This is a genomic window from Amycolatopsis sp. NPDC004772 (genome assembly GCF_053601215.1).
The window spans coordinates 1-8280 of sequence record NZ_JBSGBK010000160.1 but is presented as its reverse complement, the minus strand read 5'-3'; the positions used below and the strand labels follow the sequence as shown (position 1 = coordinate 8280).

The window sequence follows — 8280 nt, the reverse complement described above, 5'->3', positions numbered from 1 at the left end:
CGTTCGGTGCGTTCAACGCACCGAACGCCACATTGGGTGCATGACGGCTTGGCTCCCGCTCCGCGCTCCGGTCCGCTTCGGGCGGAAGCGGACATCGAGAACAACCGATCCAAAAGCTTTCAGGTCTTCCGCGACGGCTTGCGGCGCCTGGTGAAAGAAGGAAACTGATGCCGAAGAGGACGGACATCCAGCACGTGCTGGTGATCGGCTCCGGGCCGATCGTGATCGGGCAGGCCGCGGAGTTCGACTACTCCGGTACCCAGGCCTGCCGGGTGCTGCGCAGCGAAGGGCTGCGTGTCTCCCTGGTGAACTCGAACCCGGCCACCATCATGACCGACCCCGAGTTCGCCGACGCCACCTACATCGAACCGGTGACGCCGGACTTCGTCGAGAAGGTCATCGCGGAAGAGCGCCCCGACGCGCTGCTCGCGACCCTCGGCGGGCAGACCGCGCTCAACTGCGCCGTCGCGCTGCACGAACGCGGTGTCCTGGACAAGTACGGTGTCGAGCTGATCGGCGCCGACATCGACGCCATCCAGCGCGGTGAGGACCGGCAGAAGTTCAAGGACATCGTCCGCACCGTCGGTGCCGACGTCCCGCGGTCCCGCGTCTGCCACGACATGGACGAGGTCCGGGACACCGTCGCCGAACTAGGCCTGCCCGTCGTCATCCGGCCGTCCTTCACCATGGGTGGCCTGGGCTCCGGCATGGCGCACACGCCCGAGGACCTCGAGCGGCTTGCCTCCACCGGCCTGGCCGAATCTCCCGTCACCGAGGTGCTCATCGAGGAGAGCGTGCTCGGCTGGAAGGAGTACGAGCTCGAGCTGATGCGCGACAAGCACGACAACGTCGTGGTCGTCTGCTCGATCGAGAACATCGACGCGATGGGCGTGCACACCGGCGACTCGGTCACCGTCGCGCCCACCATGACCCTCACCGACCGCGAGTACCAGGTGATGCGGGACGTCGGCATCGCCGTGCTGCGCGAGGTCGGCGTCGACACCGGTGGCTGCAACATCCAGTTCGCGATCAACCCGGCCGACGGCCGGATGGTCGTCATCGAGATGAACCCGCGCGTGTCGCGGAGTTCCGCGCTGGCATCCAAGGCGACCGGCTTCCCGATCGCCAAGATCGCCGCGAAGCTCGCCATCGGCTACACGCTCGACGAGATCCAGAACGACATCACCGGTGAGACGCCGGCTGCGTTCGAGCCCACTTTGGACTACGTCGTCGTCAAGATGCCGCGGTTCGCCTTCGAGAAGTTCCCGGGCGCGGACCCGACGCTGACCACCACCATGAAGAGCGTCGGCGAGGCGATGTCGTTCGGCCGCAGCTTCCCCGAGGCGCTCGGCAAGGTGATGCGGTCGATCGAGACCAAGGCGACCGGGTTCTGGACGCTGCCCGACCCCGAAGGCGCCACCGTCGAGTCCACTTTGGACTCGCTGCGCACCGCGCACGAAGGCCGGCTGTACGAAGTGGAGCGTGCCCTGCGGCTCGGCGCCTCCGTCGAGCAGGTACACGAAGCGTCGGGCATCGACCCGTGGTTCATCGACCAGATCGCCCTCATCGGCGAGGTCGGCGCCGAGGTCCGGGACGCGCCGGTCCTGGACGGCGACCTGCTGCGCCGCGCCAAGCGCACCGGCCTGTCCGACCGCCAGATCGCCGCCCTGCGGCCGGAACTGGCCGGCGAGGACGGCGTCCGCGCCCTGCGCCACCGCCTCGGCGTGCGGCCGGTGTTCAAGACCGTCGACACCTGCGCGGCCGAATTCGCGGCCAAGACCCCTTACCACTACTCGGCCTACGAGTCCGATCCCGACGCGCAGTCCGAAGTGGTCGCCCAGAGCGACAAGCCCAAGGTGCTCATCCTCGGCTCCGGGCCGAACCGGATCGGGCAGGGCATCGAGTTCGACTACTCCTGCGTCCACGCGGCGATCGCGTTGCGCGAGGCGGGTTTCGAGGCCGTCATGGTCAACTGCAACCCGGAAACCGTATCCACCGACTACGACACCTCCGACCGGCTGTACTTCGAGCCGCTGTCCTTCGAGGACGTCCTCGAGGTCGTGCACGCCGAGCAGGCGTCCGGCACGGTCGCCGGCGTCATCGTCCAGCTCGGCGGCCAGACCCCACTGGGCCTGGCCAAGAAGCTCGCCGACGCCGGGGTCCCGGTGGTCGGCACGCCGCCGGAGGCCATCCACCTGGCCGAGGACCGCGGCGCGTTCGGCGAAGTGCTGACCGACGCCGGCCTGCCCGCCCCGCGCTACGGCACCGCGACGTCCTTCGAGGGCGCCAAGCGGATCGCCGACGAGATCGGCTACCCGGTGCTCGTCCGGCCGTCCTACGTGCTCGGCGGCCGCGGCATGGAGATCGTCTACGACGAGGAGACCCTGGCCGGCTACATCAGCCGCGCCACGGAGATCACCCCCGAGCACCCGGTGCTCGTCGACCGCTTCCTCGACGACGCCATCGAAATCGACGTCGATGCGCTGTTCGACGGCGAGGAGCTCTACCTCGGCGGCGTCATGGAGCACATCGAGGAAGCCGGGATCCACTCCGGTGACTCCTCGTGCGCGCTGCCGCCGATCACGCTCGGCCACACCGACCTGCAGGCCGTCCGGCGCTCCACCGAGGCGATCGCCCGCGGGGTCGGCGTGCGCGGGCTCCTGAACGTCCAGTACGCGCTCAAGGACGACGTCCTGTACGTCCTCGAGGCCAACCCGCGCGCGTCGCGGACGGTGCCGTTCGTGTCCAAGGCGACGGCCGTGCCGCTGGCCAAGGCCGCCGCGCTGATCATGACCGGCTCGACGATCAAGGACCTGCGCGAGAACGGCGTCCTGCCGGCCGAGGGCGATGGCGGGCGGATGCCGGCCGACTCGCCGGTCGCGGTGAAGGAAGCCGTGCTGCCCTTCCACCGCTTCCGCACCCCCGAAGGCCACGGCGTCGACTCGCTGCTCGGCCCGGAGATGAAGTCCACCGGCGAGGTGATGGGCGTCGACGTCTCCTTCGGCAAGGCGTTCGCGAAGTCCCAGAGCGGCGCGTACGGCTCGCTGCCGACGTCCGGCCGGGTGTTCGTCTCGGTCGCCAACCGCGACAAGCGCTCGCTGGTGTTCCCGGTGAAGCGGCTGGCGGACCTCGGCTTCGAGATCCTCGCCACCTCCGGCACCGCGGAAGTGCTGCGGCGCAACGGAATCCCGTGCACCGTGGTGCGCAAGCACTACGAGGGCTCCACCGAGGCCGAGCCGAACATCGTGGACGTCATCCTGAACGGCGATGTCGACATGGTGATCAACACGCCGTACGGGAACAGCGGTCCGCGCGTCGACGGCTACGAAATCCGCACCGCCGCGGTGTCGCGCGACATCCCCTGCGTGACCACCGTGCAGGGCGCCGCGGCGGCCGTGCACGGCATCGAAGCGCTGATCCGGGGCGACATCGGCGTCCGGTCGCTGCAGGAGCTCCAGGCGGCGCTGAAGGCGAAGTCGTGAGCGGGCGGGAACGGTTCGGGGCGCGGCTGGCCAAGGCCGTCGCGGCCCGCGGCCCGCTGTGCGCCGGGATCGACCCCCACCCGGGCCTGATCGAGGCCTGGGGGCTCCCGGTGGACGTCTCGGGCCTGGAACGGTTCGCGCTGTCCGCCACGGAGGTCCTGGCGGCGCACGCGGCGATCGTGAAGCCGCAGTCGGCGTTCTTCGAAAGTTTCGGACCGGGCGGTGTCCGCGTCCTGGAACGGGTGGTTTCCGCCGCCCGGGACGCCGGCGCGCTGGTGCTCCTGGACGTCAAGCGCGGCGACATCGGGTCCACGATGGGCGCCTACACCGCCGCGTACGTCGCCGAGGGTGCGGCGATCGCCGCCGACGCGATCACCGTTTCGCCGTATCTCGGCTTCGGCTCTTTGGCCCAATGCGCCGAAACGGCCGTCGCCGCGGGGCGCGGCATCTTCGTGCTTGCTCGGACTTCGAACCCGGAAGCGGGCGAAGTGCAGAACGCGAAGCTGCCCGACGGCCGCACGGTGGCGCAGGCGATCGTCGATGCGGCGATGGCGCTCAACGCAGGCGCGGAACCGCTCGGCGATGTGGGTGTCGTCGTCGGAGCCACCGTTCCGCCGGGAGAGCTGGATCTTTCGCGGCTCAACGGTCCGGTGCTGGCCCCCGGTTTCGGGGCCCAGGGAGCCACTGCGGCCGATTTGCGGGCCCTGTTCGGTGCGTCCCTGCCGGGCGTGTTGCCCGCGTCGTCCCGGGACATCCTGAAGCACGGTCCGGAGCAAGCGGCTTTGCGCCAAGCGGTCGAACGGGTCGCCGAAGTGCTGGCCGACCCGCAGGAAAACGACCAATAGCAGGGCGCGGAACCGGCCCCCACCAGGCACCCCCGCATTGTGGCCGGTGCTCACGGGTGGGTACCGTCGCGTCACCCACCCAGTTTTGAGAACTACCGGAGGAAAACGTGGCACTTCCCCAGCTGACAGAGGAACAGCGCGCTGCGGCGCTGGAGAAGGCCGCCGCCGCCCGCCGCATCCGTGCTGAGCTGAAGGAGCGGCTGAAGCGGGGCGGTACCACTCTGGTCGACGTGCTGAAGCAGGCCGAGGAGAACGAAGTCCTCGGCAAGATGAAGGTTTCGGCTCTGCTCGAGGCCCTCCCGGGCGTCGGCAAGGTCCGCGCGCAGCAGACCATGGAACGACTGGAGATCGCCCCCAGCCGTCGCCTTCGCGGCCTCGGCGACCGGCAGCGCAAGGCGCTGCTGGCCGAGTTCAGCGGCGAGTGAACGGCGCCGGTCGTGACTACCCGGTGAACCGGGGCGCCGACCGCGGCAGTGAGCCGGTGACGGGGGACTTCCCCCGGCACCGGCTCACCGTCGTATCGGGGCCTTCGGGGGTCGGGAAGTCGAGCGTGGTGGGCGAGCTGCGGAAGCTGGAGCCCGACGTCTGGTTCAGCGTCTCGGTCACCACCCGCAAGCCGCGTCCCGGCGAAGTCGACGGGGCGCACTACCACTTCGTCGACCGCGCGGAGTTCGACGCGATGGTCGCCGACGGCAGGCTCCTGGAGTGGGCCGAGTTCGCCGGCAACTGCTACGGCACCCCGCGCGAGCCGGTCGAGAAGGCCCTCGCCGAGGGGCGCCCGGCCGTCCTGGAGATCGAACTGCAGGGCGCCCGCCAGGTCCGCGCGGCCATGCCGGAGGCCCGGCTGGTGATGCTGATGCCGCCGTCGTGGGAGGAACTGGTCGGCCGGCTCACCGGGCGCGGCACCGAAAACGAGGCCGCGGTCCAGGCCCGGCTGGCCGAAGCGGAGCGCGAGCTGGCGGCGGCGGGGGAGTTCGACCACCGCCTCGTCAACGCCGACGTGCGAGAGGCCGCCGAGCACTTGCTAAACTTGATTACTGATCAGTCTGCCGAAGATTCGGAGCACCACGCGTGACCACCCAGGCCACCCTGCACGAAGAGCTCGAGGGCATCACCAACCCGCCGATCGACGACCTGCTCGAAAAGGTCAGCTCGAAGTACGCGCTGGTGATCTACTCGGCCAAGCGTGCCCGCCAGATCAACGACTACTACGCCCAGCTGGGCGAGGGCCTGCTCGAGTACGTCGGCCCCCTCGTCGAGCCGGGCCCGCGCGAGAAGCCGCTCTCGATCGCGCTGCGCGAGATCCACGGCGGCCTGCTCGAGCACACCGAGGGTGAGTAAACCCCGCGTCGTCCTGGGCGTGGGCGGCGGGATCGCCGCCTACAAGGCCTGTGAGGTGCTGCGCGGGCTGACCGAATCCGGTCACGACGTCCGCGTGGTCCCCACCGAAGCCGCGCTGAATTTCGTCGGCGCAGCGACCTTCGAAGCCCTCTCCGGGCACCCGGTGCACACGGGCGTGTTCACCGAGGTGCCCGAGGTCCAGCACGTCCGCGTCGGCAAGGAAGCCGATCTCGTCCTGGTCGTCCCGGCCACGGCGAACCTGCTCGCCAAGGCCGCCCACGGCCTCGCCGACGACCTGCTGACCAACACCCTGCTCACCGCCCGGTGCCCGGTCGCCTTCTTCCCGGCGATGCACACGGAGATGTGGGAGCACCCCGCCACCCGCGACAACGTCGCCCTGCTGCGCTCGCGCGGCATGGTCGTCACCGAGCCCGATTCCGGCCGGCTGACCGGCGTCGACACCGGCAAGGGCCGTCTGGCGAACCCGGCCGAGATCGTCGACCTCGCCCGGCTGCTGCTGGCCCGCCCCGACGCCCTCCCGCGCGACCTCGAAGGCGTCCGCGTGGTCATTTCGGCGGGCGGCACCCGCGAGCCCCTCGACCCGGTGCGCTACCTGGGCAACCGCTCGTCCGGCAAGCAGGGCTACGCGCTGGCCCGCGTCGCCGCCCAGCGCGGCGCCGACGTCACCCTGGTCGCCGCGCACACCGTCGCCCTGCCCGACCCGGCGGGCGCGGTCGTCGAGCACGTCTCGACGGCGGAAGAGCTGCGGCAGGCGGTGCACGCCGCCGCCGAGTCCGCGGACGTCGTCGTGATGGCCGCGGCCGTCGCCGACTTCCGGCCGGCGAACCGGGCCGAGCACAAGATCAAGAAGTCCGACGACCAGCCGGACCCGGTGATCACGCTCGACCGCAATGCCGACATTCTCGCCGAATTGGTGCAAAACCGGCGTCCCGGACAAGTCGTCGTGGGATTTGCCGCGGAAACCGGCGACGAACACGGCAGCGTTCTCGACCACGCCCGCGCGAAATTGCAGCGCAAGGGCGCGGACCTGCTGGTCGTCAACGCCGTCGGGGACGGCAAGGCGTTCGGCACCGAGGACAACTCCGGCTGGCTCCTAGGGGCCGATGCCACGGAAAAACCCCTACCTCTCGCGCAGAAGGCTCAACTGGCGTCCACTCTGTGGGACGCTGTTGTGAGCTTCATGAAGCGTTGACCGTCTCACGAGCGATAGTCAGTACGCTTGCAAGGTAAGGGGTGCCTAACTTTCGGGGCATCCGACGACAAGGTGAGGAAGTGACGGCCACCGTGACCGCGTCTAGCAGCAGATTGTTCACCTCGGAGTCGGTGACCGAAGGGCACCCCGACAAGATTTGCGACGCCATCAGCGACTCGATCCTCGACGGCCTCCTGTCGAAGGACCCCCGCAGCCGCGTCGCGGTCGAGACCCTGATCACCACCGGCCAGGTGCACGTGGCCGGCGAGGTGACCACCGAGGCCTACGCCGACATCCCGACGATCGTCCGCGACGTCATCCTCAAGATCGGCTACGACTCCTCCGCCAAGGGCTTCGACGGCAACTCCTGCGGCGTCAACGTCGCGATCGGCTCGCAGTCGCCCGACATCGCCCAGGGCGTCGACACCGCGTACGAGTCGCGCGTCGAGTCGGACGAGGACGAGATCAACCGCCAGGGCGCCGGCGACCAGGGCCTGATGTTCGGCTACGCCTGCTCGGACACCCCCGAGCTGATGCCGCTGCCGATCGCGCTGGCCCACCGGCTGTCCAAGCGCCTGACCGCGGTCCGCAAGGACGGCGTGCTGCCGTACCTGCGCCCGGACGGCAAGACCCAGGTGACCATCGAGTACGCCGGCGACCAGCCGGTCCGCCTCGACACGGTCGTCGTGTCCTCGCAGCACGCCGACGGCATCGACCTGGACCGGATGCTCAGCGTCGACGTCAAGGAGCACGTCGTCGGCCCCGAGCTCGAAGGCCTGGGCATCGACACCTCGAACGCGCGCCTGCTGGTCAACCCGACCGGCCGGTTCGTCATCGGCGGCCCGATGGGCGACGCCGGCCTGACCGGCCGCAAGATCATCGTCGACACCTACGGCGGCATGGCCCGCCACGGCGGTGGCGCGTTCTCCGGCAAGGACCCGTCCAAGGTCGACCGCTCCGCCGCGTACGCGATGCGCTGGGTGGCCAAGAACGTCGTCGCCGCGGGCCTGGCCCAGCGGACCGAGGTCCAGGTGGCGTACGCGATCGGCAAGGCGGCCCCGGTCGGCCTGTTCGTCGAGACGTTCGGCACCGAGACGGTCGACCCGTCGAAGATCCAGCAGGCCATCAGCGAGGTCTTCGACCTCCGGCCGGCCGCGATCATCCGCGACCTCGACCTGCTCCGCCCGATCTACGCCCCGACGGCCGCGTACGGCCACTTCGGCCGGCCCGAGCTGGGCCTGCCCTGGGAGAGCACGGCCCGCGCCGAGGCCCTGAAGGCCGCGGCCGGCGCCTGACGCACGATCACCGGAAGGCCGTTCCCGACCAGGGGACGGCCTTCCGGCATTTCCCGTCCCCGGCTCGGTCGTGAGTGGTAACGCGGGTTAGAACCCGCGTTACC

General features: G+C 70.0%; 7 protein-coding genes. All 7 read left to right on the top strand.

Features of this window, described 5'->3' with window-relative positions:
* The first annotated feature begins 167 nt into the window (after positions 1-167).
* Positions 168-3482, top strand: a complete 3315-nt coding sequence (gene carB / locus ACWEF6_RS42420; protein WP_449688122.1) for a carbamoyl-phosphate synthase large subunit — start codon at positions 168-170, stop codon at positions 3480-3482.
* Positions 3479-4327 carry an orotidine-5'-phosphate decarboxylase gene (gene pyrF, locus ACWEF6_RS42415; protein WP_449688121.1) on the top strand — a complete coding sequence of 283 codons (849 nt, stop codon included), beginning with the start codon at positions 3479-3481 and terminating at the stop codon, positions 4325-4327. Before carB ends, pyrF begins: the two co-directional genes overlap by 4 nt.
* 107 nt (positions 4328-4434) lie before the next feature.
* Complete coding sequence (mihF, locus tag ACWEF6_RS42410) at positions 4435-4752, top strand: integration host factor, actinobacterial type (RefSeq protein WP_003096398.1); 318 nt, start codon at positions 4435-4437, stop codon at positions 4750-4752.
* Positions 4749-5402: a guanylate kinase gene (gene gmk, locus ACWEF6_RS42405; protein WP_449688120.1), complete on the top strand. Its 654-nt coding sequence runs from the start codon at positions 4749-4751 to the stop codon at positions 5400-5402. Before mihF ends, gmk begins: the two co-directional genes overlap by 4 nt.
* The gene (rpoZ, locus tag ACWEF6_RS42400) at positions 5399-5668 is read left to right on the top strand and encodes a DNA-directed RNA polymerase subunit omega (RefSeq protein WP_005152353.1); all 270 of its coding nucleotides are present in this window, start codon (positions 5399-5401) and stop codon (positions 5666-5668) included. The genes gmk and rpoZ overlap by 4 nt, the downstream gene beginning before the upstream one ends.
* A complete protein-coding gene (coaBC, locus tag ACWEF6_RS42395; protein WP_449688119.1) occupies positions 5661-6881 on the top strand; it encodes a bifunctional phosphopantothenoylcysteine decarboxylase/phosphopantothenate--cysteine ligase CoaBC in 1221 nt (406 codons plus the stop codon). Before rpoZ ends, coaBC begins: the two co-directional genes overlap by 8 nt.
* 92 nt (positions 6882-6973) lie before the next feature.
* Positions 6974-8176, top strand: coding sequence for a methionine adenosyltransferase (gene metK / locus ACWEF6_RS42390; RefSeq protein ID WP_310975235.1), 1203 nt, complete (start codon positions 6974-6976; stop codon positions 8174-8176).
* The last annotated feature ends 104 nt before the right edge of the window (positions 8177-8280 follow it).

Bases quoted from the DNA above. Each gene is read 5' to 3' on its own strand.
- carB (WP_449688122.1), top strand. From the start codon at position 168: ATGCCGAAGAGGACGGACATCCAGCACGTGCTGGTGATCGGCTCCGGG.